At 67.6% G+C, this 23,709-nt stretch carries 23 protein-coding genes; 9 read left to right on the top strand and 14 right to left on the bottom strand.

All coding sequences use genetic code 11. The features are described 5' to 3' along the window. Positions 1–18: 18 nt before the first annotated feature. From WKW77_RS11020 to WKW77_RS11030, 3 genes are read right to left on the bottom strand one after another with little or no spacing between them, the layout of a single operon-like run. A complete protein-coding gene (locus WKW77_RS11020; RefSeq protein ID WP_340356874.1) occupies positions 19–483 on the bottom strand; it encodes a MarR family winged helix-turn-helix transcriptional regulator in 465 nt (154 codons plus the stop codon). 2 nt (positions 484–485) lie between these two features. Next, positions 486–1,493 carry an alpha-ketoacid dehydrogenase subunit beta gene (locus tag WKW77_RS11025; protein WP_422823179.1) on the bottom strand — a complete coding sequence of 336 codons (1,008 nt, stop codon included), beginning with the start codon at positions 1,491–1,493 and terminating at the stop codon, positions 486–488. Continuing rightward, positions 1,490–2,506: a thiamine pyrophosphate-dependent dehydrogenase E1 component subunit alpha gene (locus WKW77_RS11030; protein ID WP_340356875.1), complete on the bottom strand. Its 1,017-nt coding sequence runs from the start codon at positions 2,504–2,506 to the stop codon at positions 1,490–1,492. Before WKW77_RS11030 ends, WKW77_RS11025 begins: the two co-directional genes overlap by 4 nt. A gap of 215 nt (positions 2,507–2,721) precedes the next feature. Here WKW77_RS11030 and xylF point away from each other — a divergent pair, with 215 nt between their 5' ends. From xylF to WKW77_RS11050, 4 genes are all read left to right on the top strand, one after another. Further along, positions 2,722–3,744: a D-xylose ABC transporter substrate-binding protein gene (gene xylF, locus WKW77_RS11035; protein WP_340356876.1), complete on the top strand. Its 1,023-nt coding sequence runs from the start codon at positions 2,722–2,724 to the stop codon at positions 3,742–3,744. A gap of 118 nt (positions 3,745–3,862) precedes the next feature. Then, positions 3,863–5,053: a sugar ABC transporter permease gene (locus tag WKW77_RS11040; protein WP_340356877.1), complete on the top strand. Its 1,191-nt coding sequence runs from the start codon at positions 3,863–3,865 to the stop codon at positions 5,051–5,053. Further along, complete coding sequence (locus WKW77_RS11045) at positions 5,050–5,817, top strand: ATP-binding cassette domain-containing protein (protein WP_340356878.1); 768 nt, start codon at positions 5,050–5,052, stop codon at positions 5,815–5,817. Before WKW77_RS11040 ends, WKW77_RS11045 begins: the two co-directional genes overlap by 4 nt. Before the next feature lie 18 nt (positions 5,818–5,835). Next, positions 5,836–6,993: an ROK family transcriptional regulator gene (locus tag WKW77_RS11050; RefSeq protein ID WP_340356879.1), complete on the top strand. Its 1,158-nt coding sequence runs from the start codon at positions 5,836–5,838 to the stop codon at positions 6,991–6,993. A 4-nt stretch (positions 6,994–6,997) separates the two neighbouring features. Here WKW77_RS11050 and WKW77_RS11055 read toward each other — a convergent pair whose 3' ends face one another. Further along, complete coding sequence (locus WKW77_RS11055) at positions 6,998–8,221, bottom strand: helix-turn-helix domain-containing protein (protein ID WP_340356880.1); 1,224 nt, start codon at positions 8,219–8,221, stop codon at positions 6,998–7,000. Positions 8,222–8,357: 136 nt separating this feature from the next. Between WKW77_RS11055 and WKW77_RS11060 the strand changes: the two genes are divergently transcribed. Then, positions 8,358–10,466, top strand: coding sequence for a PQQ-dependent dehydrogenase, methanol/ethanol family (locus WKW77_RS11060; protein ID WP_340356881.1), 2,109 nt, complete (start codon positions 8,358–8,360; stop codon positions 10,464–10,466). Positions 10,467–10,614: 148 nt separating this feature from the next. On the opposite strand, the gene WKW77_RS11065 is transcribed toward WKW77_RS11060, so the two are convergent. Together WKW77_RS11065 and WKW77_RS11070 are read right to left on the bottom strand one after the other, a co-directional pair. Continuing rightward, complete coding sequence (locus tag WKW77_RS11065) at positions 10,615–11,592, bottom strand: tripartite tricarboxylate transporter substrate-binding protein (RefSeq protein WP_340356882.1); 978 nt, start codon at positions 11,590–11,592, stop codon at positions 10,615–10,617. Positions 11,593–11,691: 99 nt separating this feature from the next. Next, positions 11,692–13,020, bottom strand: coding sequence for an NAD(P)/FAD-dependent oxidoreductase (locus tag WKW77_RS11070; RefSeq protein ID WP_340356883.1), 1,329 nt, complete (start codon positions 13,018–13,020; stop codon positions 11,692–11,694). Between the two features lie 118 nt (positions 13,021–13,138). Between WKW77_RS11070 and WKW77_RS11075 the strand changes: the two genes are divergently transcribed. Together WKW77_RS11075 and WKW77_RS11080 are read left to right on the top strand one after the other, a co-directional pair. After that, positions 13,139–13,882, top strand: coding sequence for an SIR2 family NAD-dependent protein deacylase (locus tag WKW77_RS11075; protein ID WP_340356884.1), 744 nt, complete (start codon positions 13,139–13,141; stop codon positions 13,880–13,882). Positions 13,883–13,989: 107 nt separating this feature from the next. After that, the gene (locus WKW77_RS11080) at positions 13,990–14,421 is read left to right on the top strand and encodes a CBS domain-containing protein (protein ID WP_340356885.1); all 432 of its coding nucleotides are present in this window, start codon (positions 13,990–13,992) and stop codon (positions 14,419–14,421) included. Positions 14,422–14,485: 64 nt separating this feature from the next. Here the strand turns inward: WKW77_RS11080 and WKW77_RS11085 are convergent, their stop codons facing one another. After that, positions 14,486–15,001 (bottom strand): hypothetical protein, encoded by a 516-nt coding sequence (locus WKW77_RS11085; RefSeq protein ID WP_340356886.1) that lies wholly within the window; start codon positions 14,999–15,001, stop codon positions 14,486–14,488. Between WKW77_RS11085 and WKW77_RS11090 the strand changes: the two genes are divergently transcribed. Beyond that, positions 14,990–15,217 carry a hypothetical protein gene (locus tag WKW77_RS11090; RefSeq protein WP_340356887.1) on the top strand — a complete coding sequence of 76 codons (228 nt, stop codon included), beginning with the start codon at positions 14,990–14,992 and terminating at the stop codon, positions 15,215–15,217. The two genes, WKW77_RS11085 and WKW77_RS11090, sit on opposite strands and share 12 nt — an antisense overlap. Here the strand turns inward: WKW77_RS11090 and WKW77_RS11095 are convergent, their stop codons facing one another. Together WKW77_RS11095 and WKW77_RS11100 are read right to left on the bottom strand one after the other, a co-directional pair. Further along, positions 15,218–16,552 carry a cytosine deaminase gene (locus WKW77_RS11095; protein ID WP_340356888.1) on the bottom strand — a complete coding sequence of 445 codons (1,335 nt, stop codon included), beginning with the start codon at positions 16,550–16,552 and terminating at the stop codon, positions 15,218–15,220. It lies immediately after the preceding gene. 39 nt (positions 16,553–16,591) lie between these two features. Further along, the gene (locus tag WKW77_RS11100; RefSeq protein ID WP_340356889.1) at positions 16,592–17,458 is read right to left on the bottom strand and encodes a penicillin-binding transpeptidase domain-containing protein; all 867 of its coding nucleotides are present in this window, start codon (positions 17,456–17,458) and stop codon (positions 16,592–16,594) included. A gap of 83 nt (positions 17,459–17,541) precedes the next feature. On the opposite strand from WKW77_RS11100, the gene WKW77_RS11105 reads away from it, so the two are divergent. Further along, positions 17,542–18,597, top strand: coding sequence for a DnaJ C-terminal domain-containing protein (locus WKW77_RS11105; RefSeq protein WP_340356890.1), 1,056 nt, complete (start codon positions 17,542–17,544; stop codon positions 18,595–18,597). A gap of 32 nt (positions 18,598–18,629) precedes the next feature. Here the strand turns inward: WKW77_RS11105 and WKW77_RS11110 are convergent, their stop codons facing one another. The 5 genes from WKW77_RS11110 to WKW77_RS11130 all read right to left on the bottom strand — a co-directional run bounded on the left by WKW77_RS11110 (position 18,630) and on the right by WKW77_RS11130 (position 23,590). Further along, the gene (locus WKW77_RS11110; protein WP_340356891.1) at positions 18,630–18,902 is read right to left on the bottom strand and encodes a DUF2164 domain-containing protein; all 273 of its coding nucleotides are present in this window, start codon (positions 18,900–18,902) and stop codon (positions 18,630–18,632) included. A 50-nt stretch (positions 18,903–18,952) separates the two neighbouring features. Next, a complete protein-coding gene (locus tag WKW77_RS11115) occupies positions 18,953–20,200 on the bottom strand; it encodes a phenylacetate--CoA ligase family protein (RefSeq protein ID WP_340356892.1) in 1,248 nt (415 codons plus the stop codon). Positions 20,201–20,335: 135 nt separating this feature from the next. Beyond that, a complete protein-coding gene (locus WKW77_RS11120) occupies positions 20,336–21,148 on the bottom strand; it encodes an ABC transporter ATP-binding protein (RefSeq protein ID WP_340356893.1) in 813 nt (270 codons plus the stop codon). Between the two features lie 21 nt (positions 21,149–21,169). Further along, positions 21,170–22,495: an ABC transporter substrate-binding protein gene (locus WKW77_RS11125; RefSeq protein WP_340356894.1), complete on the bottom strand. Its 1,326-nt coding sequence runs from the start codon at positions 22,493–22,495 to the stop codon at positions 21,170–21,172. A gap of 30 nt (positions 22,496–22,525) precedes the next feature. Further along, positions 22,526–23,590 (bottom strand): branched-chain amino acid ABC transporter permease, encoded by a 1,065-nt coding sequence (locus WKW77_RS11130; protein WP_340357157.1) that lies wholly within the window; start codon positions 23,588–23,590, stop codon positions 22,526–22,528. Positions 23,591–23,709 lie beyond the last annotated feature (119 nt).

Here is a 23,709-nt window from a genome sequence, read left to right on the forward strand (position 1 = left end):
CCCGTCGCCCGGTCCGGTTCAGGCGGGCCGGTCGGCACGGTCCGCAACCGATTCGATCAGCCTGTCGAGGATCGCGTCGAGCTGCCCGAGTTCGTCCGGCGCCACCCCGGCGAACAGCTCGGCCTCGCGCTGGCGTGCCTGCGCCTTGACGGTCGCGAAGAGCGACTTGCCGACGCTGCTGAGATACAGGCGCGTGCACCGCAGATCGGTCGGGTCCTCGTGCCGATGCAGTCGCTTGTGGCGCTGCAGGCCTCCCAGCGCGCGGCTCACCGCCATCTTGTCGAGTCCGGTGAGATCCGCCACCTGCCTGGCGGTGAGGCCCGGCCGCGTGCCCAGCACCGCCATCGTCCGCCATTCGTTGAGCGTGAGCTGATGCTGCCGCCCGACGCGCTGCTGGAAGGGCCGCGCCGTCAGGTTCACGACGCGCACGAGCTTGAAGAAGACCGAGTCCGGCAGATCGGCCGGTTCCGGCGCGGGCGTCATGGTCAGCCCAGCAGCGATCGGGCAGCCCGCGCGATTTGCTCCGCGCTCACGCGCGATTGCGCTTCGAGCACCGGCGCATAGCCGACCGGAATGCGCGGCGCGCCGAGGCGGGCGACGCGGCAGCCGGTCGCTTCGGCTGCCGTGGCGGCAATCTCGGCGCCGAAACCGGCGGCCTGCACCGCCTCGTGCACGACGAGCAGGCGCCCCGTGCGTGCGCAGGAAGCGAGCACCGTCTCGCGATCCCACGGCCAGAGCGTGCGCAGGTCGATCAGATCCATCTCGATGCCCTCGGCCGCGAGCGTGTCGCACGCGGCCGCGCAGACGTGCATCTGCCGGCTCCAGCTCACCAGGGTCAGCGCGTTGCCGCGCCGCACGCGCGCGGCCTGGCCGAGCGCAATGTCCAGCGACGGATCCACCGCGCCGCGCGTGCCCCACAAGGTCTTGTGCTCGATGTAGACCACCGGATCGCCGCAGCGCAGCGCCGCACGCATCAGCGAATGGTTGTCCTGCGGTGTCGACGGGCACACGACGACGACACCGGGGAGATGGGCGAACCACGCCTCCAGCGACTGCGAGTGCTGCGCTGCCGAGGCATCCCAGATGCCGCCCGGCATCCGCGCCACCAGCGGCACGCGGCCCTGTCCGCCGAACATGAAGCGGTTCTTCGCCGCCTGGTTCACGAGTTCGTCCATGCCGCAGAGCGCGAAGTCGACCACCCGCATCTCGACCACCGGCCGCAGTCCGGCGAGCGCCATGCCCACGCCGGCGCCCATGATCGCGGCTTCGGAGATCGGCGTGTCGATCACGCGCTCGCTGCCGAAGTGCTGCTGCAGGCCCTTGTACTGGCCGAAGATGCCGCCGCGCCCGACGTCTTCGCCGAGCACGACCACGCGCGGATCGGCTTCCATCTCGCGCCGTACCGCCAGCGCGGCGGCCTCCGCGTAGCTGAGTTCGATGGTCGATTCGGCGCGTGCGCCGGCGCCTGCCGCGGCGCTGCCCATGTCCATCATGTCCATTGACCTTCTCCGGTGGTTTGAACGTCGCTGAAGGCCGCACTCGCCTCGGGCCAGGGCGCGGCATCGGCGGCGGCGAGCGCGGCTTCGACTTCCGCGTGCGCTTCGTCTTCGATCGCCTCCAGCAAAGCCGCGTCGATGTCGCCCGCAAGGAGCGCGCGCGCATGCGCGATCGGATCGGTTTCTAGCGCGGCGGCCACCTCGGCCGGATCGCGATAGGCCGCAGGGTCCACCGAGACGTGCCCCTTCACACGGTAGGTCAGCGCGTGCAGCAGGCGCGGCCCGCTTCCGGCGCGCACCTCGGCCACCAGCCTGCCCGCCGCCCCATGCACCGCGAAGACATCGTTGCCGTCGACCTGCGTCGCCGCGATGTCCATCGCCTGCGCGCGCACCGAAGCGCCGTCGCCGGCGGTCATGGGGCCGCTCGCGGTGGTGGCGCTCCAGCGGTTGTCCTCGCAGACGAACAGCACCGGCAGCCCATACACGCGCGCCCAGTTGAGCGATTCGAGAAACGGTCCGCGATTGATCGCTCCATCGCCGAAGAAGCAGACGGTGATCGCGTCCTGCTTCAGCAGCTTCTGCGCATGCGCCGCGCCGACCGCGATCGGCAACCCTGCGGCGACCACGCCGTTCGCGCCCAGCATGCCGACCGAGAAATCGGCGATGTGCATCGAGCCGCCCTTGCCGCCGTTGAAGCCGCATGCCTTGCCGAAGAGCTCGCACATCATGCGCACGAGGTCCGCACCCTTGGCCAGCGTGTGGCCGTGGCCGCGGTGCGTGGAGGTGAGGTAGTCGACTGGCGTGAGATGTGCGCAGACGCCGGCCGGCACGGCTTCCTGTCCCGTCGAGAGATGCAGGGGCCCGCGCACCTTCGCGACACCTGCCGCCTGTTGGCCGTAGGCGCTGACGCCGCCCTGGCTGGCCGCCTCGGCGGCGTTCTCGAAGGCGCGGATTCGCACCATCGTGCGGTAGAGCGCGATGCGCTCCGGCACTGGGATTGCAGTCTCCATATCGTCTCCAGCCCGCGCGGGGCATGCGTTGTGCTGGAAATCGTATCGGTCGTGACCAATCCAAAAGTAGCGCATTTACCCGCAGGGATAGTCCCGATGCCACGCGCCACGGACCGCTGCGATAGTTAGTTCGGCACTCGAACTAACTGCCGTTCAATGGTTGCGGCAGGTCGGTCCCGAGCCATACCCATCCATCACAAAGCCTGGAGACCCGCATGAAGCTCGCCCGTACCCTGACCACTCTCGCCTTCGGATTGACCGCCATCGGCGCCTGCGCCCAGACCGTGGTGGGCGTGAGCTGGTCCAACTTCCAGGAAGAGCGCTGGAAGACCGACGAGGCCGCGATCAAGGCGCAGCTCGAGAAGCTCGGCGCGAAGTACATCAGCGCCGACGCGGGCGGCTCGCCGGAGAAGCAGCTCGGCGACATCGACGGCCTGATGTCGAAGGGCGCCAAGGCGCTGATCGTGCTGGCGATGGACAAGGACGCGATCCTCCCCGCCGTCAACAAGGCGCTCAAGCAGAAGGTGCCCGTGGTGGCCTACGACCGGCTGATCGAAGCGCCCGGCGTCTTCTACATCACCTTCGACAACGTCGAGGTCGGCCGCATGCAGGCGCGCGCGGTCTACAAGGTCCAGCCCAAGGGCAACTACGTGATGATCAAGGGCTCGCCGACCGACCCGAACGCCAACTTCCTGCGCGCCGGGCAGCAGGAGGTGATCGACGAGGCGGTCAAGAAGGGCGACATCAAGATCGTCGGCGACGAATACACCGAGGGCTGGAAGCCCGAAGTCGCGCAGAAGAACATGGAGCAGATCCTCACCAAGGTCGGCAACAAGGTCGATGCGGTGGTGGCGGCCAACGACGGCACTGCGGGGGGCGCGGTGGCGGCGCTCACGGCCAAGGGCATCCGCGGCATTCCGGTGTCCGGGCAGGACGCGGACTTCGCGGCGCTCAACCGCGTGGCGCTCGGTACGCAGACCGTGACCGTATGGAAGGACTCTCGCGAACTCGGCCGCGAAGCCGCCTCCGCGGCCGTCGCGCTGGTGCAGGGCAAGCCGGTCGAGAAGGCCGCCGAATGGAGCGCCGGCGAGAAGAAGATCCCCCTTTCGTCGCGCCTGCTCACGCCGGTGCCGATCACGCGCGACAACCTCGACGTGGTCGTGAAGGCCGGATGGATCAAGAAGGACGAGCTCTGCAAGGGCGTTCCGGCCGACAAGGCCCCTGCTGCCTGCAAATGATCCCCACCCCTAGGCTGCGCGCACTCCGTGTCGCTACGCCAACCCCCTTGCAGGGGGCAACACCAGCGGCCCGGCGGAGCTGGTTCCGCGGTGTTTCACGCATTGAGGTCCAACCACCATGACATCGTCTCCTTCTCTCTGGCGCCGCACGGGCGTCGACCTCCGGCTGCTGCTGATGGGCGTGCTGCTGGTGGTGATGGCGGTCGTGTTCCACGTCATGTCGGGCGGCGTGTTCCTGTCGCCCGAGAACCTCTACAACATCGCCCAGCAGACCGCGGTGGTGGGCATCGTCTCGACGGTGATGGTGCTGATCATCGTGGCCCGCCACATCGATCTCTCGGTCGGCTCGGTGATGGGCTTCGTCGGCGTGCTGGTGGCCTACCTGCAGTACACGTCGGGGTGGTCGTGGCCGGCGGCGAGCCTCGCGGGGCTGGCGGTGGCGCTGCTGGTGTCGCTCTACCAGGGCGGGCTCACGGCGGTGCTGGGCGTGCCGTCGTTCGTCGTCACGCTGGGCGGGTTGATGTCGTTCCGCGGTGCGGCCTTCCTGGTGGCGGACGGCAAGACGCAGCCGGTGAACGACGAGTTCTTCCAGCGCCTGGGCGGCGGCTACGACGGCGGAATCGGCACCACCGCGAGCTGGGTGCTCGCAGCGGTCGTCGGTGTCGTCCTCTTCGCCCGCATGCTGCAGAAGCGCCGCGCGCGCCAGCGGCACGAGATGCCGGTCGAGCCGCTGTGGATCGAGCTGCTGCTTACCGCGGTGCCGGTGGTGATCGTGTGCGCCTTCGCGGCGGCGATGAACAGCTACCAGATCGCCTCGAAGACCGAGCCGCAGGGCATGCCAATCCCGGTGCTGATCTGGGCAGCGGTCGCGGTCACGCTGTCGTTCATCGTGCATCGCACGCGCTTCGGTCGCTACGTGTTCGCGATGGGCGGCAATCCGGATGCGGCCGCGCTGGTGGGTATTCCGGTCAAGCGCGTGACGCTGATGCTCTTCGCGCTGCTCGCGGTGCTGGTGACCATCGCGGCCATCGTGTCCATCGCGCGGCTCAACGCCGGGACCAATTCGCTCGGCACCGGCATGGAGCTCTACGTGATCGCGGCGGCCGTCATCGGCGGCACCGCGCTCGCGGGCGGCAGCGGGTCGATCCTCGGCTCGGTGCTCGGGGCGCTCATCATGCAGTCGCTCGACAGCGGGATGCTGCTGCTCGACGTGCCGATCGGCAAGCGCATGGTCATCATCGGGCAGGTGCTGATCATCGCAGTCGTCTTCGACGTCCTTTATCGCAAGCGCTTCGGAGAAACGTCATGAACGCGCCACTGGTCGAACTGCGCAACATCCGCAAGGCCTTCGGCGGCGTGAAGGCGGTGGACGACGTCAGCGTCAATCTCTATCCCGGCGAAGTGGTGGCGCTGCTCGGGCACAACGGAGCGGGCAAGTCGACGCTGATGAAGATGCTCGCGGGCGCCTATCCGATCGATTCGGGCGACACGCTGATCGCGGGCGAGAAGGTCAACATCCGCACGCCCTCCGAAGCGCAGGCGCAGGGCATCGAGACCATCTACCAGACGCTCGCGCTCGCGGACAACCTCGATTCGGTCGCCAACCTCTTCCTCGGCCGCGAGAAGCTCACGCCCTGGCGCACGCTCGACGATCACTTCATGGAAGGGCAGGCGCGCAAGGTCTTCCAGCGGCTCAACAAGAACTTCACCAACATCCGCGTGCCGGTGCGGCGGCTGTCCGGCGGCCAGCGGCAGGTGGTGGCGATCTCGCGTGCGCTGTATTTCAACGCGCGCATCCTGATCATGGACGAGCCCTGCGCCGCACTCGGGCCGGAAGAGACGGCGATGGTCGGCGCGCTGGTCAAGCAGCTGAAGGCCGACGGGGTCGGCATCTTCCTCATCACCCACGACATGCCGGATGTGTTCGGCCTGAGCGACCGGCTCGCGGTGATGAAGAACGGCAAGCTGGTCGGCACCTACCGCACCGCGGACGTGACCGAGGACGAGGTGCTCGGAATGATCATCGCGGGCAAGCGCCCCGAGGGTAAGGCGCAGGCGGAACATTCGGCATGAACCTGGCTTAGGCGCGGCATGAAGACCAAGGGCGACCAGCAACTGGTCCGGCGAATCAACCGCAGCGTGCTGCTGCGCCTGGTGCGTGCGCAGCCGGGCCTTTCGCGTGCCCGCCTCGCGGCGGAAAGCGGACTGACCAAATCCACCGTCAGCCTGCTGGTGCGCGAACTGCTCGACGAAGGCTGGCTCGACGAGGCCGGCGCCTCGGTCGGCGACGGCATGGGGCGGCCTTCGACGCCGCTGCACATCAACGTCGGCGTGCGTGCGCTGGTCGGGGTCGAGATCGCGATCGAGGTGCTGCGCGTGGTGTGCGTTTCGCTGCAGGGCGACGTGCTCCATTCCGATGCGCAGCCGCTCGCCGATCACACGCCTGCGGTGGTGTGCGCGCAGGTGGCGCGCATGGTCGCGGCCGCCCATCGTCATCTGCTCGCGTCGGGACTGCGGCTGTCGGGCATCGGCGTCGGCGTGCCGGGCGCGGTGCACGATGCGACCGGCGTGGTGCGCTTCGCGCCGAACCTCGGCTGGCGCGACGTCGACCTGCTGCCGCGACTTTCGCGCGCGCTCGCGCGCGAAAAGGTCCCGGACGTCGCGGTGCAGCTCCAGAACGATGCCGACGCAGCGGTGCTCGGCGAGTTCGAGTTCTCGGACGGCGAGGGCGAGGACCCCTTGATCTTCGTGAGCTGCGACGTCGGTGTCGGCGCCGGCATCGTGCTCAACGACCGGCTCTTCATCGGCGCGCAGGGCATGGCCGGCGAGATCGGACACACGGTGCTGCAGGTCGACGGGCCGCGATGCTCGTGCGGCCGGCTGGGCTGCGCCGAGGCCTTCATCAGCTCGCGCGCGCTGGAGCAGGCGGGCGGCGACACAGTTCGTGCCGCGCGCTACCTCGGCGTGCTGCTCCAGAACCTCTGGGTGACGTTCGAGCCGCGCGCGATCGTGGTCGGCGGAAAATCGTGCGAAGCCCATCCGGAGTTTCTTCGTGGCGCGATCGACACCGTCGCGCACTACGCGCAGAGCGCGGGCCTCGTGCCGCCGGTGATCCGCTCGCCGCGCTATGGCGCGTGGACGCCCTCGGTCGGCGCCGCCGCGCTGGCCTTGCACGAATACCTGCGCCCCGTGCGCACGGACGCGCAGGCGCGGCGCGTGCGCCCCGCTGGCGCGGAATCGCTGGCCTGAAGCCTCAGCCGGCGCCGCGTTCTCGCAGACTCTTGAGATGGCGATACAGCGTGCCGCGCGACACGCGCAACTGGCGCGCGGCGTGCGAGACGTTGCCGCCATGAAGGGCCAGCGTGTCTTCGATCAGCTTGCGGCTGTGTCCGCGCAGGGTGCCATCTGCGTCGTGCGCCGATGGCGCGGCATCGACCGCCTGCTGCGGGGTCGCGCCCGCCGCCTCGGCCTTCTCTTCCGGCAGCGCCATGGCGACGGCGACCGCGTGGCCGAAGTCCACGCCGTCGTGCCCCTGCAGTCGCGCCTGCAACCACACGCCGAGTCCGCTGGCAAGCCGCACGGGCTGCGCCGCTTCCCTGCGCGTCAGGCGCAGCAGCGCAGCGAGGTCGAGGCCGAACAGCATCTCGACATCGCACGGCCCCGCCTCGGGGACGCCGCCGATCAGGCGCGCGCCCGCCGCGTTGAGCCACGCCACGGTGCCATCGGGCGCAATGCCGGCGAGCGCTTCGAGGGGCGTGCCAAGCAGCGCGGGACTGGCCTGGAAGTGCAGCACCAGCCGGTCCTGCGACTGCGCGAGCATCAACCGGTTCTCGATCGTGGTCGCATACAGCGCGACCATCGATGCCGCGTCGAACCCGAAGCGGCGCGCTTCCACCGTGAGATCGAGCACGCCGGCGAGTTGCCCGTGCACATCGCGGATCGGCGCGGCCGCGCATTGCATGTGGCACAGGTACTCGAAGTAGTGCTCCGCGCCATCGACGGTGCAGGCCTGGCCGGTGGTCGCGACGATGCCCGGTGCGGTGGTGCCCACCACGCTTTCGGCGATGTTCACGCCGATGCGCGCAGTCTTGCGCAGGATCGGCTGTTCGGCCGTCCCCGGGTGCTGCGTGACATGCACGATCACGCCCTGCCCGTCGGTCAGCAGCACGCGGCAGTCGGTACCGGCGAGCGAGCTTTCCATGCCGACCAGTTCCTGCCGTGCGGCGTCGAGCAGTTCGCGGTTGCGGCCCATGGTGGCGTGCAGCCGGCTCGGCGTCACTGCATCGAAGGCGATCACGCGCTGCCGGTCCGCGTGGATGCGGGCGCACCGCATCCACGACTGGATGACGGCTTCGCCAACGAGCCCTGAAGGACGCACGCCCTCCTCGAAGAACTGCCGCCGCGCCAGCGCCACGCGCTCCGCGGGCGACCTTGCGAAAAGCTGCCGGGGACCCCCCGCCGGGTTGCGCGTCGACAAGGGCACTTCCGCCTCCAGAGTGGGGAAAGACGTCGAATCTGTTCCGCAATAGAACAGTCGGGGTCTAGGGAAATCCCGAAGATGAACAAAGCGCCCGGGCGGACCATCCTTCGCTCACAACGAAGGAGACGACACGATGACCAACACGCACGCCACGCTGGCGCTGGGCGCGTTGCTGTGCCTGGGCGCAGCAACCGCCGTGGCTCAGCCCGCGAAGGGCTCGCCCGAGCACATCAAGGCCGCGACGCAGAAGGTGGATGGGGGCTTCATCCGCGCCAACGCGGCCAGGACGCCCGACTGGCCGAGCTACGGCCTGGACTATGCGGAGACGCGATTCAGCAAGCTCGACCAGGTCAATGCGGCCAACGTGAAGGACCTCGGGCTCGTGTGGTCGTACGACCTGCAATCGACTCGCGGCGTGGAGGCCACGCCGCTGGTGGTCGACGGCATCATGTACGTCACCGCGTCGTGGAGCGTGGTGCATGCGATCGATGCGCGCACCGGCAAGGCGCTCTGGACCTTCGATCCGAAGGTCGATCGCGCCAAGGGCTTCAAGGGCTGCTGCGATGTGGTCAACCGCGGCGTGGCGATCTACCAGGGCAAGGTGTACGTGGGCGCCTATGACGGCCGCCTCATCGCGCTCGATGCGGCCACGGGCAAGGTGGCTTGGGAGAAGGACACGCTCATCGATCACGCGCGCTCCTACACCATCACCGGCGCGCCGCGCGTCTTCAAGGGCAAGGTCGTCATCGGCAACGGCGGCGCCGAGTACGGCGTGCGCGGCTACGTCACTGCCTATGACGCCGCGACCGGCGAGCAGAAGTGGCGCTGGTTCACCGTGCCCGGCGATCCGTCCAAGCCCTTCGAAGACGCCTCGATGGCCAAGGCCGCGAAGACCTGGGACCCGAGCAACAAGTACTGGGTCTCGGGCGGCGGCGGCACCCCATGGGACACCTTCGCCTTCGACCCCGAACTCAACCTGATGTATGTCGGGACCGGCAACGGTTCGCCTTGGGCGCGCAGCCAGCGCAGTCCGAAGGGCGGCGACAACCTGTATCTCGCATCGATCGTCGCGCTCAACCCCGACACCGGCAAGTACGTCTGGCACTACCAGGAGACGCCCGGCGACAACTGGGACTACACATCGACCCAGCCGATGATCCTGGCCGACCTCAAGATCGACGGCAAGCCGCGCAAGGTGATCCTGCATGCGCCGAAGAACGGCTTCTTCTTCGTCATCGATCGCACCAACGGCAAGTTCATCTCGGCGAAGAACTTCGTGGAGGTGAACTGGGCGACCGGCTATGACAAGAACGGCCGGCCGATCGAGGTGGCCGCCGCGCGCGACGGCACCAAGCCGAACGACAGCATTCCAGGCCCGTTCGGGGCGCACAACTGGCATCCCATGTCGTTCAACCCGCAGACGGGGCTGGCCTACCTTCCGGCGCAGCATGTGCCGCTGAACCTGATGGACGACAAGGACTGGAAGTTCAACGAGAACGCGCCGGGCCGGCCGCATTCGGCGTTGGGCTGGAACACCGCCAAGTTCGCCAATGCCGAACCCCCTGCGAGCAAGCCGATGGGCCGGCTGGTCGCGTGGGACCCGATCGCGCAGAAGGAAGTCTGGGGTGTCGAGCATGTGTCGCCATGGAACGGCGGCACCCTCACCACCGCCGGCAACCTCGTGTTCCAGGGCACGGCGGATGGGCGGCTCGTCGCCTACAACGCCAAGACCGGCGAGAAGCTCTGGGAAACGCCCACCGGCACCGGCGTGGTTGCGGCACCCGCGACCTACATGGTCGACGGCAAGCAGTACGTCTCGGTCGCGGTGGGCTGGGGCGGCGTCTACGGCCTCGCGCAGCGCGCCACCGAGCGGCAGGGGCCGGGCACGGTCTACACCTTCGCCGTCGGCGGCAACGCGCCGAAGCCCCAGTTCGTGGAATACCGCATGGGCAAGCTGCTGCAGGGCGTGAAGTACGACCCGGCGAAGGCCGAGGCCGGCACGATGCTCTACGTGAGCAACTGCGTCTTCTGCCACGGCGTGCCCGGCGTCGATCGCGGCGGCAACATCCCGAACCTCGGCTACATGGACCCGAACTTCATCGAGAACCTCGACAAGTTCATCTTCAAGGGCCCGGCGATGGAGCGCGGCATGCCGGATTTCACCGGCAAGTTGACTCAGGAAGATGTCGAGAAGCTGAAGGCTTTCATCCAGGGTACTGCCGATGCGATCCGCCCCAAGTAGATGTCAGCAAACAGAAAAGAGAAAAGGCCCCGCGAGGGGCCTTTTCTTGTTCGCGAAACCCCGCGGAACCGGCTCCGCCGGGCCGATGGGGTTGCCCCCTGGAAGGGGGTGCCCGAGCTACACGAAGTGAGCGAGGCTGGGGGTGAGCTTAATCAGCATAGACACCGGCAGCCTTGATGATCGGGCTCCACTTGGCGATCTCGGCCTGCACGAACTTCTTGTGGCCTTCGGGCTCGATGCGGCCGTCGCTTGCGACCACCGCGCCGAGGCCTTCCTGCTTGCGGATGAACTCGGGGTCCTTCAGGGCCGTCTTCAAGGCTTCGTTGAGCTTCTTGGCGATCGCCGGCGGCGTGCCCTTGGGCGCATAGAGGCCGTGCCAGATCGTGACCTGGAAGTCCTTCAGGCCTGCTTCCTGCAGCGTGGGCAGGTCCTTCAGCAGCGGGGTGGTGAGCCGCTTGGAGGTGGTCACCGCGAAGGCCTTCACCTTCTTGGCTTCGATCTGCGGCGAGGTGTTCGTGGTCTGGTCGCACAAGAGGTCGATCTGGCCGCCCATCAGGTCGGTGATCGCCGGCGCGGTGCCCTTGTACGGCACGGGCGTCATCTCGGTCTTGGTCGCGCTCTGGAAGAGCAGGCCGCACAGGTGCGATGCCGAGCCCACCCCTGCGTTGCCGAGGTTGATCTTGCCCTTGTTGGCCGCGATCCAGGCGCTGAGTTCCTTGTAGTTGTTCGCCGCCATCGTGGGACGCGAGATCAGCGTCATCGGCACGTCGTTCACGATGCCGAGGTATTCGAAGTCGGTCTCGACCTTGAAGGGCACGTTGCGCACCAGCGTCGGGATCGTCGACATGCCGATGTGGTTGAGCAGCAGCGTGTAGCCGTCGGGCGCGGCGCGCGCCACCTTGGCCGCGCCGATCGAGCTGCCGGCGCCCGGCACGTTGTCGACCACGATGGTGGCGCCGCCGAGCGGCTTGCGCAGCGCTTCGGCCAAGTCGCGGGCCACGCGGTCGGTCGGGCCGCCGGCGGCGAATGGCACCACCATGGTGATGGTCTTGGAACCGGGGAAATCCTGGGCATGGACGCCTGCGACGGCCGCGGCGATCGCGGTGAAGGCGAGCAGTTTCTTCATAGTCTCTCCGAGTACGGATGGGGTAAGCAGTTGGACCGGCGATCTTATCGGCTGACCCCTTGCCGACTCATCGCGGTATCTCCCTAGGAGACAGCAGGGTCACTCGCCCTTGAGGATCGTCTCGCCCCGCAGCGGACCCATGTCGCGGATGTTGAACCGGTGCCGCCTCCAGCCCGCGACGGTACGGCGCCAGTTGAGGACAGAGATGAAGTAGTACAGCACCTTGAACATGAACAGCGAACGCCGGTAGGCGGGCCCGTGGTGGATGTCGGCCGCCAGCAGCGACATCAGCCCCTGCTTGGCCTTGAAGGCATTGTTCGGGTGCATGAACATGTCGCGGATCGTCGGATTGGTCACGCGGTAGATGAACCACGAATAGTCGCGCGGCCCCACGCGCATGCGCTTCTCCAGTGCCTTGCGCGCCGCGGGCAGTTCGGCGGGGCGGTCGAGCGCGGTTTCCACCAGCTTCGCGCCGTCGAACGCACTCTGCATCGCAAGGTACACGCCCGACGAGAACATCGGGTCGATGAAGGTGAAGGCGTCGCCCACCATCAAATAGCGCTCGCCGGTGGCGTGCGTGCTGCTGTACGAGAAATTGCCGGTGGCGTGCACCATGTCGTCCACCAGCGTGGCGTCCTTCAGGCGATCGTGCAACTCGGGGCACATCGCGATGGTGTCGAAGAAGTAGTCCTTCAGCGGCTTGTCTCGCGCCTTCAGGTAGTAGGCCCAGCACACCGCGCCCACGCTGGTGGTGCCGTCGGCCAGCGGGATGAACCAGAACCAGCCATGCTCGAACCAGCAGATGCTGATGTTGCCTTCGCGCTTGCCTTCGAGCCGGCGCGCATTGCGGAAGTGGCCGAACAACGCGGTGCTGTTGTGGTCGGGATTCTTCTGCTTGCTCTTGAGCTTGTTGGCGAGCACCGTGTCGCGCCCGCTCGCGTCGACCACGAAACGGGTGCGCCAGGTGCGGCGGGTGCCGTCTTCGAGCGTCGCCTGCACCGTCGCGCCTGCGTCGTCGAAATCCACCTGACGGACGCGCGCGCCTTCGAGCGTCACCGCGCCCTGTCTGGCCGCATGGCGGAAGAGCAACTCGTCGAGTTCGGAGCGCCGCACCTGCCAGGCCGAATCCTTGCGCGGGTTCCAGCCCTCGGAGAAGTCGACATAGCTGCGGTAGTCGAGGTCCGGCGGCACGAACTCGATGCCGAACTTGGGCATGCCGATCCTGTCGACTTCCTCGCGCACGCCGAGCTTCTCGAAGAGCTCCACGTTGCCCGGCAGCAGCGATTCGCCGATGTGGAAGCGCGGGTGATGGTCCTTCTCGAGCATCACGACGCGGCGGCCCTGCCGCGCGAGCAGGGCGGACACCGTCGAGCCCGCTGGGCCGCCGCCGATCACGAGCACATCGCAGTCCTGCGGGCTTGCTTGCATGGTCTTTCCCTTCTTGCCGTTGGTTGGAACAGTTGACATCGAACGGGTGCGGATTGTGCCGTCGACCGCGCGCCCCCCGTGCAAGAATCATGGCCCCGCCGGATGCCCCGATCCATCGATGACCGAAAGCCGAGAACCGCTGGCGACCGCCATCGCGTTGCTGCGCGAGGCGCGCCGCGTCGTCGTCTTCTCGGGCGCGGGGCTGTCGAAGGCCTCCGGCATCCCCACCTACCGCGATGCGGACGGCCTGTGGATGAACCAGAACGCGTTGCAGTATTCGCATGCCGACGATCTCCAGCGCGATCCCGCGGGCTTCTCCAGGTTCTGGTCGCAGCGGCTCTCCGCCGTCGAAAGCGCGCGGCCCAATCCCGGCCACCTGGCGTTGGCGCAACTGCAGCGGCTGCGCCCCGCGACGCGGCTCATCACGCAGAACGTCGACGGGCTGCTCACCGCCGCGGGCTGCCTGGACGTGCTCGAACTTCATGGTTCGCTGCGGCGCTGGCGCTGCGACCACTGCGGCAACCGCCGCGGCCCGTGGCTGCTGAACCGCTGCAAGCGCTGCGGGGCGCGCGCGCGGCCCGACGTGGTGATGTTCGGCGAGATGCTCAACGCGGGGGTGCTTCTCGACGCGCGCACGGCCGCGCAGGAGTGCGACGTCTTCGTCGTGGTCGGCAGCACTGCGGTCGTCTATCCGGCGGCCGATCTGCCGCTGGAGGCGCTGTCCGCGGGCGGCCGGCTCGTTACGCTCAACACGGAGCCGTTGCACCTCGACACGTCCGCCAGCGCCGTGTTGCGCGGCGCGTCCGAGGATCTGCTGCCGAGGCTGCTCGCAGGCCTGGCGCCACCGGGTGCAACGTCCTGAAAGTAGAACTGCCGTCGTAATTTCGACGCTCTCGTCAGTGTTTGTCTTGTGAGCGCCGTGCGCGCCGCGCAGAATGGAAGCGCTTGCCATCCCGGAGGACGAAAAGCATGAAGACAGTGGCTGAAATTCTCAAGGCCAAGGGTAGCTCGTCGGTGTACTCGATCGCGCCCTCGGCGACGGTCTTCGAGGCCGTCAAGCTGATGGCCGAAAAAAACGTCGGTGCGCTGCTGGTCATGGAGGGAGATCGCATCGTCGGTGTCGTGACAGAGCGCGACTACGCGCGAAAGGTCGTGCTGCTGGCGCGCTCTTCCAAGGACACGCCGCTGCGCGAGGTGATGACCAGCGCGGTGATCTACGTGCGGCCGAACCAGACCAGCGAGGAGTGCATGGCGCTGATGACCGAGAACCGCGTGCGGCACCTGCCGGTCATGGACGGCGACAAGCTGGTCGGGCTGATCTCGATCGGCGACATCGTCAAGGGCATCATCTCGGAGCAGAGCTTCATCATCGAGCAGCTCCAGAACTACATCGCCGGATAACCAGGCAGCAGCCGTCGCCTGCAAGCGTGTGGCGCAGGCCGTGAAGTGGGCGGGGGGCTGCGCTTCAGTCCGCCGCTTCGCCGCCCCTGACGCCGGAGCCACGCGCCAGCAGCTGGCGCAGGCGGTCGCGCAGCACCGCAATGGACTGGCCGGTCTCGACGGCGGCATCCCACTGCCGGTAGATCGCACGCTCCCGTTCGAGGCAGTGGCACAGCGCCGCCAGGTTGCGCTCGTTGTAGGCCCAGACGCCCTGCACCACGAAGTTGCCCGGCGTCTCGGAGTCCGGACGCGGCGAGATCGCGACCGCCTCGGCGCCGATCGCCTGCAGCAGCGCGACCTGCATGCCGTCGCCGTGCAGCTCGATCTCGCGGCTCAGCAGGTAGCTCACCGCCTGCAGCCCCTGGAACTGCTCGGCAAGATAGGTGGTGACCTCCAGCAGCACCAGCGGGCCGAAGTTCCGCTTCTCTTTCTTGAGGAAGGCCGAGGGGATGAAGCGCTGGATCAGCACCTCGGTGCCGTCGCGGCTGACGCTGACCGGGTCGAGCGTGCCGAGGAAAGTCTCTCTGTCATGGACTTCCATGGGCTCGCCGAGCCTGTAGGGTTGTCCTTCTCGTCCGGATATCCGCAGTTTCTCAAAAGCCATCGTCTGCCGCGTCGCGCGGTGTCTGCCTGTTGCGCGATCGAGGATGCCATGGCGCTGCGCACCGGCGCGGCCGGCGTCGGTGCGCGCCGCGCCGGCACCGTCAAGACCGCACGAAAGCGCGCGAAAGTTGGGGCGGATTTCTACGGTCCGTGATCAGACGGCCATCAGGTCGTCGAGCAGCCGATAGTCGGGCAAGGTGGTGTCGATCGCACGTCCCGAACGAACGACCGTGCGATCGAACTGCATGCGCGACAGCATCTCGGAATAGTTGCGCGCCTTGAGCACCAGGAAGTCCGCACCCGCGCCCGCCTTCAGCACGCCCCGGTCGATGCCCATGATCGCGGCCGGCGTCTCCGTGGCCGCGCGGATCCAGTCGCCCGGCGGGTGGTCCAGGTGCAGGATCTTCACCGCCTGGGTGAAGGTGTCGAGCATGTCGTGGTCGCCGTATGCATAGAAGGGATCGCGGCAGTTGTCGCCCGCCACCGCCACGCGCAGGCCGTGGGCCTTCATCTCGTGCAGCACGGTCACGCCGCGCCAGCGCGGGGTTCGCCCGGCCGGGCTGCGGTCCTGCAGGTACATGTTGACCGTCGGCAGGCTCACGATGTCGATGCCGGCATCCCGGCACGCGTCGAGCGTCTCTTCGATGAATTCGTCCGTCTGCAGCGCGAGCGCCGTGCAGTGGCCGCACAGGATGCGCCCCGCGAAGTCCTCGGCGACCGCGGTCCGCGCGACGCGGATCAGCGCACGCGCGTTCGGGTCGGTCGATTCGTCCACGTGCAGATCCAGATCCAGCCCGCGTTCGGCGGCGAGGCGGAACACCTGCACCAGCGCTTCGTCCATGTCCGGCGGCATCGTCTCGCCGGGGAAGCGGCCCGAGCGCGTGACGCAACCGAGCCGGCCGCCGCTCTCGGCCACGATGTCGGCGAGCTGGCGGCCTTCGCCCGTGAGGAAGATGTCCAGCGGCGCGATCGACGAGACCTGCAGGTCGACGCGCCCCGCCCAGCGTTCGCGCACTTCGCGAAAGACGGGGAAGGAGATCGATGCCTGCGGTGCGAGCGAGTCGAGATGCGTGCGGATCGCGACCACGCCCTTGGCGTAGGCGGTCGCGAGGCCGAACTCCATGCGGCGGCGCACATCCTCCGCGGTCCAGCGGGCGGTGCGGTCGCGCATCGTGGCGGCCGATGCGCCGGCGCCGTCGCCGGTCGGATTGGCCTGGCGCGGCCAGATGTGGCCCTTGTCGAGATGCGTGTGGCAATCGACCATGCCGGGCAGCACCATCGATGCGTCGAGATCGGGGCCGAGCTCCGCAGGCATGCGGCCCGCGGCATCGATGGAGGCGATGCGCCCGCCGTCCACCAGCAGGTCGACGGCCACGAGATCTTCGGCCGCGCCGGCCGGCAGGTCGGCCTGCACGAGGCAGCGGGGCGCGCGCAGGTTGCGCAGGGCGTAGCGGGAAGCGGTCGGCGGCTGGAAGAAGGAGTGGGTCATCGCGAAGACGCCGCAAGGAGCATGCCCACGCCCGCGCGATCAGTGCGCTGTCCGGTCGTTGAGGATGCGCATGACGATCGGCTTCAGGATCTGGCTGCCCGCGTAGCGGTCGTCCGCGGTGGGCGCCTGCCGGTCGGTGAGGTTGCTCACGAAGATGTAGTGCTCGGCGCCGCCCTCGACGAAGCCGACGAACCAGCCGTCGCGCAGCTTGCTGGGCGTGCGGTCGCTGGTGCGCATGCGGTGGCGGCCCGCGCCGGTCTTGCCGTAGATCTCGGCGCCGTTCTCGAGCTTGCCGAGCGCCATGTTCTGCCGCGTCTGGTCGATGGCTTCGCGCGACACCGGCAACGCGTGCGCCTCCATCGCCTTCAGGAAGTCGAGCTGTTCGTACGCCGAGATCTGCAGGCTGCTGCTCAGCCACGCGTTGGTCAGGCCGTTGTTCTTGCCGATGTCGCCGCTGAAGTCGAGGTTGCCGTAGTTGAAGTCGTCGAGGTACTTGCCGACGCGTGCATACCCGAGCGACGGCGCGATGTCCTGCGACACCCAGAGGGCCGAGTGCTGCAGCCAGCTGCGCGGCGTCTGGTCGCGGTTGAGTTCGGGGCGGTCGTACTTCTGGCCGCTCCACTTGAAGACGGTTTGCTGGTCGATGAGCTTTTCGTTGAACGCCATCAGCGACAGCGGCACCTTGAAAGTCGAGTTCGGCGCGATGCGCTGCTTGCAGCGGCCGCCGGGGTTGTATTCGGCGACGAGCTTCTTCGCGCTCACGTCATAAAGCAGGAAACAGGCGTCGTAGCCCTTGAAGGCTTCGTTGAAGGCGGGCGCGTCCGAGGCGGTGGCGGCCGCCCATGGGGCGAGCATGGCGGCCGCGAGAGCGAGTGGGGAAATGCGAAGGAGCTTCTTGATGTTCATGTTGGCGGCCTGGAGCCTCTGATCCGGCGCTTCCGGCAGGTAGCGCTCAGGGATAATTCTCGCCGACCGAGCGAGGATCCAAATTGACCACCGACAACGCTTTTTCCGAACTGGGACTGGGCTCCGACGCCACCGAGCGTGAAGTCAAGGCCGCTTGGCGGCGGCTCGTGTCGCAGTGGCATCCGGACCGCAACAACAGTGCCGACGCGGTGGCACGCATGCAGCGCATCAACCGCGCCTTCGAGGAAATCCGCAATGCCGGATTCCGCGCGCCCCCCGAAGTGGCGGAGCCGCCGGTCCACGAGACCGCCCCGCAGCATGCCGAGGAAGACGCCGCGCAACCGCGCCGCCGTCCGATCCAGCGAAAGATCAAGCTCACCCTCGAAGAAGCCGCGGCAGGTTGTATCAAGGCGTTGCGCGGTCGCACGACATTGACGTGCACCACCTGCGACGGCGCCGGGCACCAGGTGCTCGGCGGCAATTGCGCGCAGTGCGGTGGATCGGGCGCGATCCCGAAGCGCAGCTTCTTCGGCTGGCCCGGCGGCATGACCGAATGCGCCGCCTGCCACGGCGGCGGCATCGCGCAGCGCACCTGCCCGGACTGCCAGGGTGCCGGAACGCTGACGCGCACCTACCAGCTCAAGGTCCGCATCCCGCCGGGTGTTCGGCAGGGCGACCTGTTGCATGTGGACGGACGCCGCGCGCGCGGGAACCCGCCGCCGGCCGATCTCGAGATCCGCGTCGAGCTGCTCGCGCACGAATTCTTCGAGCTCGACGAGGACGGCACGATCCGCTGCGAGGTCCCGGTCGATGGATTCGCATGGATTGCCAACCGGACCATCGAGGTGCCCACGCTGATGGGGCTGAAACCAGTGGCGCTGCGTCGCGACCGCCTGAACTACAGCCTGCCGGGGCTGGGTTTCCCGGTGACGCGGCGCGGCGCGAACGCGGACCACGTCGTCATCGTGAAGCCTGTCTTCCCGGAAACGTTGAGCGCCGAGCAGCAGCACCTGCTCAGCCATCTGATCGCCAGTGCGTCGGGCGAGAGCGGCGAGCCCACCGACAAGCGGCTGCGCGAGTGGAATCGCAAGCAGCGCGCCTGGGCGCGTGGTGCGGCCCGCGGATCAAAGGACGAGTGACCGCGTCTTACGTGCGCGCGGCGTGACGCCGTTCACTTGCGTCCCCGGGCCTTGTCGTACTTGCGCCAGTACTGGAACTCGTCCTCGTGCACCTCGATGTCCAGCTCCATCACCCGGGCCTGGATCCGCTCCTGCACATCGGCCACGGCCTTGTTGTAGATCACCGGGCCGATTTCCTCGAGAAAGAAACCGAGCAGCGCGCCGGCGGCGATGTTGCCGATGGGTTCGTCCATGTTCGCGCGGAAATAGCGCTCGATCGAGGCGATGGCTTCCTGGCGGGCTTCCTTGTTCAGCTCGATGGTCATGGCGGTCTGCGCGTTGGGGATCCACCGGCATTCTGCCGGGCCTCGCCGGGTCAGCGGTAGGAGCGCAGGTCCTCGATCACCTTGCCGTCATTGGGCAGATTGCCTGGCGCGACGAACTCGACGGCGCCGCGCAGCTTGGTCACCTCGCGGATCGCCTCGCCGATGCGGTCGGCCAGCCCGTCCGGCGCGTTTGCGCATTCGAGCTTGAGCGTCATGCGGTCGTCGGCCATCTCGCCTTCGACCACCAGCCGCGCGCGCTGCACTTGCGGAAAGCGCCGGGCGATCTCCGCGATCTGGCCCGGGTGGACGAACATGCCGCGCACCTTCGTCGTCTGGTCGGCGCGGCCGAGCCAGCCCTTGATGCGCTGGTTGGTGCGCCCGGTGGGGCACTGGCCCGGCAGTACCGCCGACAGGTCGCCGGTGCCGAAGCGGATCAGCGGATAGTCGGGGTTGAGCGTGGTCACGACGATCTCGCCGACTTCGCCTTCCGGCACCGGATCGCCGGTGCCCGGGCGCACGATCTCCACGATCACGCCTTCGTCGAGCACCAGCCCTTCGCGCGCGGAAGTCTCGTAGGCGATCAATCCCAGGTCCGCTGTCGCGTAGCACTGCATGCCGGTCACGCCGCGCTCGGCGATCCAGTCGCGCAGGCTCGGCGGGAAGGCTTCGCCCGACACCAGCGCCTTGGTGAGCGAGGGCAGCGCGACGCCTTTCTCGGCCGCCTTCTCGATGATGATCTTCAGGAAGCTCGGCGTGCCTGCATAGCCCGCCGGCTTGAGATCGACGATCGCTTCGACCTGCTGCTCGGTCTGGCCGGTGCCGCCCGCGAACACGGTGCAGCCGAGCGCATGTGCGCCGCTTTCCATGATCGAGCCGGCCGGCGTCATGTGATAACTGAAGCAGTTGTGCACCAGCTCCCCGCCGCGAAAGCCGGCCGCGAAGAGTGCACGCGCGGTGCGCCAGTAGTCGCGCGCCTCGCCCTCGGGTTCGTAGATGGCGCCGGGGCTCGCGAACACGCGCGTCATGCGCGGGCCGAAGCGGATCGCGGAGAAGCCGCCGAAGGGATCGCCCGCGCGGCGCGCCTTCTGCAGCGCGAGCAGTTCGGACTTGCGCGTGACCGGCAACTTCGCCAGGGCCTCGCGGCTCGTGATGTCTGCGGGCTTCACGCCATCCAGCAATTGCGCGAAGGCCGATGCCGCCGTCTGCGCCTGCAGGACCTGCTTGGGCAGCGCCGCGAATAGATCGCGCTCGCGCTCTTCGGGGTCGCGCACTTCGAGTGCGTCGTAATACTCAGTCATGAACCGTCGCTCCCTTTCAAATCCGCGCGGCCAATGCGGGAAACACCGCAGAACCGGCTCCGCCGGGCCGCCGGTGTTGCCCCCTGGAAGGGGGTGTCAGAGCCACACGAAGTGGGCGAGGCTGGGGTGGGGTCATCAAGCCAGCCAACGCTTTCTTCGCTTGTAGCTTTTCACATCCCTGAAGCTCTTGCGATCGGCGCCGCCGACGCCGAGATAGAACTCCTTCACATCCTCGTTCTCGCGCAGGCTCTTCGCCTCGCCGTCCATCACGATGCGGCCGTTCTCGAGGATGTAGCCGTAGTCGGCGTAGCGCAGCGCCATGTTGGTGTTCTGCTCGGCGAGCAGGAAGGTCACGCGCTCTTTCTCGTTCAGGTCCTTCACGATGCCGAACACTTCCTCGACGATCTGCGGCGCGAGGCCCATCGAGGGTTCGTCGAGCAGCACCATGCTCGGGTTCGCCATCAGCGCGCGGCCGATGGCGCACATCTGCTGTTCGCCGCCTGATGTGTACGCGGCCTGCGAGGTGCGCCGCGTCTTCAGGCGCGGGAAGTAGGCGTAGACCTTCTCCAGCGTCTCCTCCACCGCGGCCTTGCCGTCGGTGCGGGTGTAGGCGCCGGTCATCAGGTTGTCCTCGATCGACAGGTGCGCGAAACAGTGCCGCCCCTCCATCACCTGGATCAGCCCGCGCTTGACCAGCTCGGCGGGCGACAAGGCTTCGATGCGTTCGCCGCGCAATTCGATCGTGCCCTTGGTCACCGCGCCGCGCTCGCCGGCCAGCAGGTTCGACACCGCGCGCAGCGTGGTCGTCTTGCCCGCCCCATTGCCGCCGAGCAGCGCCACGATGCCGCCTTCGGGCACCGTGAGCGACACGCCCTTGAGCACGAGGATCACGTGGTTGTAGATGACCTCGATGCCGTTGACGTCGAGGAGGACCTTGCGTTCGCTCATGGTGCTTCGAAGTGCTTGGGGTCAGGCTCCGCAGTCGGAAGAGTCGCGGCGATTGAGCTTCTTCTCTCCGGCGTACTTCTCGCCGGCCGCCTTCACCATCGGCTTGAGGATCTGCTCGTCCGCCTGATACCAGTCCGCGCCCACGTTCCACTTGGCGCCGTCCCACGTCTCGATGCGCGCCCAGCTCGATCCCATGTGGTCCTGGCAAGAAGTGCTGATCGGCCGCAGCACGCCCGCGAAGCCCAGCGCATCGAGCTTCTTCTGGTCGAGCGCGAGGTTCTCCAGGCCCCAGCGCACCTGCTCGCCGGTCATGACCTTGCCCTTGCCGAAGCGCTCCTGCGCGCGCCGCACCGCCTCGATGCCGAGCATCTGGATGATCACGCCGCGTGTGTAGAGCACCGAGCCGACCTCGTCGCGCGGGCCGGTGCCCTGCCCCTTGTCGTGCACGTTCTTCAGGATGTCCTGGATCACCTTCGGCTCGGTGCCCGAGGTGTTGAGTGCGAGCGCGTTGTAGCCCTTGGCGTTCGCGCCGACGTCCTTCACGTCCGGCTCGGCGCCGGCCCACCACACGCCGTACATCTTCTCGCGCGGGTAGCCGGTGGCGACCGCTTCCTTCAGCGCGGTGGAGTTCATCACGCCCCAGCCCCAGAGCAGCACGTAATCGGGCCGCTGCTGGCGCACCTGCAGCCAGGCCGACTTCTGCTCGATGCCCGGTGCCGCGACCGGGATCAGCGACAGCTCGAAGCCGTTCATCTTCGCGCGCTCCTGCAGGAGCGGAATCGGCTCCTTGCCGAACGGCGAGTCGTGATAGACCAGCGTGATCTTCTTGCCCTTGAGCTTGTCCGCGCCGCCTTCTTTCTTCGCGATGTGCTGGATCAGGATGTCGGCCGCGGTCCAGTAGCTGCCCATCAGCGGGAAGTTCCACTTGAAGACGTTGCCGTCCTGCGACGCCGAGAGGCCATAGCCGAGCGTCAGCAGCGGGATCTTGTCGTTGGGCGCCTTGTCGGTCAGCGCGAAGGTGATGCCGGTGGCCTGCGGGTCGATCATCGTCGCGCCCTTGTCCTTCAGGCGCTCATAGCATTCCACGCCCTTGTCGGTGGCGTAGCCGGTCTCGCATTCCTCGAAGCTGATCTTCACGCCGTTGATGCCGCCGGTCGCGTTGATGAGCTTGATGTAGTCCTGCTTGCCGTTGGCCCACGGTGTGCCGTTGGGCGCATACGGGCCGGTGCGGTAGACCAGCAGCGGGAAGAACTGCTCCTTGGCCTGGGCCTGCGCGACCGAGGGCGCGAGCGACGCACCGATGGTGGCGGCCACCATGGCGGCCAGAGCGAGCGATTTCACTTTCATGCCTGTCTCCTTATGGGTTTGCGAACGAAATCAATGCGGGAAGGGCCAGAGGCGGAGCTTCTCTTTGGCCGTCGACCACAGCCGTGCAAGCCCGTGCGGCTCGACGATCAGGAAGAAGACGATCAGCGCGCCGAAGATCATGAATTCGAGGTGCGACTGGAATGCGGTCGAGATCGACAGCCCGAACCACCCCGGCAGGTTGTTCAGCAGGATCGGCAGCAGCACGATGAAGGCCGCGCCGAAGAAGCTGCCCATGATCGAGCCCAGCCCGCCGATGATCACCATGAAGAGGAGCTGAAACGAGCGATCGATGTTGAACGCGGCCGGCTCCCAGGTGCCCAGGTGCACGAAGCCCCAGAGCGCGCCCGCCACGCCGACGATGAACGAGCTCACCGCGAAGGCGGAGAGCTTGGCGTACACCGGACGGATGCCGATGACCGCGGCCGCGACGTCCATGTCGCGCATCGCCATCCATTCGCGGCCGATCGCGCTGCGCACGAGGTTCTTCGCGAGCAGCGCGAACATGGCGAGCAGCGTGAGGCAAAGCAGGTACTTCTGCGCCGCCGTCTGCACCGGAAGGCCGAAGAGGCTCAGGCTCGACACGCTCACCGAACCCGAGGCCGAGTTGTTGGTGAGCCAGTTGATGCGCAGGAAGGCCCAGTCGATGAAGAACTGCGCGGCCAGCGTCGCGACCGCGAGATAGAGGCCCTTGATGCGAAGACTCGGAATGCCGAACAGCACGCCGACCGCGGTCGAGCACAGCCCGCCGAGCAGCAGCGAGAAGATCAGCGGCATGCCGTCGATGCGCACATGGAAGTTGTAGGCCGCATACGCGCCCACGGCCATGAACGCCCCGGTGCCCAGCGAGATCTGTCCGCAGTAGCCCACCAGGATGTTGAGCCCGAGGGCGGCGAGCGCAAGGATCAGGAAGGGAATCAGGATCGCGCGGAACCAGTAGTCCGACGCGATCGCCGGCACCACCGCGAAGGCGACGACAAGCAGCGCGAGGATCGCGATGCGGTCCTGCCGGATCGGGAAGATCTGCTGGTCGGCGCGGTAGGTCGACTTGAACTGGCCGTTTTCCCGGTAAATCACATACACCCCCAGTCTTCGCGGACTTCGTTCCGCTTCGCCAACCCCCTTGCAGGGGGCAATGCCAGTGGCCCGGCAAAGCCGGTTCCACGGCATTCCTGGCGAAGACAGTGACGCTTCAA

Source organism: Variovorax ureilyticus, assembly GCF_037889935.1.
Taxonomy (GTDB): domain Bacteria; phylum Pseudomonadota; class Gammaproteobacteria; order Burkholderiales; family Burkholderiaceae_C; genus Variovorax; species Variovorax ureilyticus.